Origin of the sequence: Tepidimonas thermarum (assembly GCF_007556705.1) — a bacterium.
Taxonomy (GTDB): domain Bacteria; phylum Pseudomonadota; class Gammaproteobacteria; order Burkholderiales; family Burkholderiaceae_C; genus Tepidimonas; species Tepidimonas thermarum.
Map to the genome: position 1 here is coordinate 1 of NZ_VJOL01000119.1, position 880 is coordinate 880.

The following is an 880-nucleotide window of genomic DNA, read 5'->3' on the forward strand; positions in this document are numbered from 1 at the left end:
GCGCCATCCAGTCCGTTCTCGAGCAAGATCGCATAAGCGGCTTCCAAGGGGTTGGTTTCGACTCGTATTGCCATGAGGGTTACACTCCTTTCTCGAAGTCATGGCGTCAGACCCACCCTCGCGCTGTCTGCTGGGCGGGGAGCGTAGGCGCGTAGCGCCGGAGATCCCCGCCCAGCAGACAACCGGCAAAATGGAATTTACAGAAAGAACGATACACAACTGGTGCGGGTGGTGGCATCGCGGTGCCAGCGCGGGCGATGAACGGCACAGGAGGCCCCATGTCAGACCCCACCCCGACCAAGATGCGTTTTCACGTGGAGGCACGGCGCGTGGACGCGCACGGCAGCCTTGCGCGTTGCAAGGAGGCGCAGATAACGCTCGACACCGACCTCGCGGGCAACCCCGGCGCCTTCAACCCGGCCGAATTGCTGCTCGCGGCGCTTGCGGCCTGCATGATCAAGGGCATCGAGCGCGTGGTGCCGATCCTGAAGTTCCAGTTGCGCGGCGTCGAAGTGATCGTCGAGGGCGTGCGACAGGACGTGCCGCCGAAGATGGAGTCGATCCGCTACGACATCATCGTCGACACCGACGAGAGCGACCGGCGCCTGCGGCTGCTGCACGACAACGTGCGCAAGTACGGCACCGTGTTCAACACGGTGAGTTGTGTATCGTTCTTTCTGTAAATTCCATTTTGCCGGTTGTCTGCTGGGCGGGGATCTCCGGCGCTACGCGCCTACGCTCCCCGCCCAGCAGACAGCGCGAGGGTGGGTCTGACGCCATGACTTCGAGAAAGGAGTGTAACCCTCATGGCAATACGAGTCGAAACCAACCCCTTGGAAGCCGCTTATGCGATCTTGCTCGAGAACGGACTGGATGGCGC

The 880-nt window shown here is 62.2% G+C and carries 1 protein-coding gene; it reads left to right on the forward strand.

Annotated features, from left to right (window positions below; all coding sequences use genetic code 11):
- The first annotated feature begins 278 nt into the window (after positions 1-278).
- Complete coding sequence (locus Tther_RS13175) at positions 279-683, forward strand: OsmC family protein (RefSeq protein WP_143904589.1); 405 nt, start codon at positions 279-281, stop codon at positions 681-683.
- Positions 684-880: the final 197 nt, after the last annotated feature.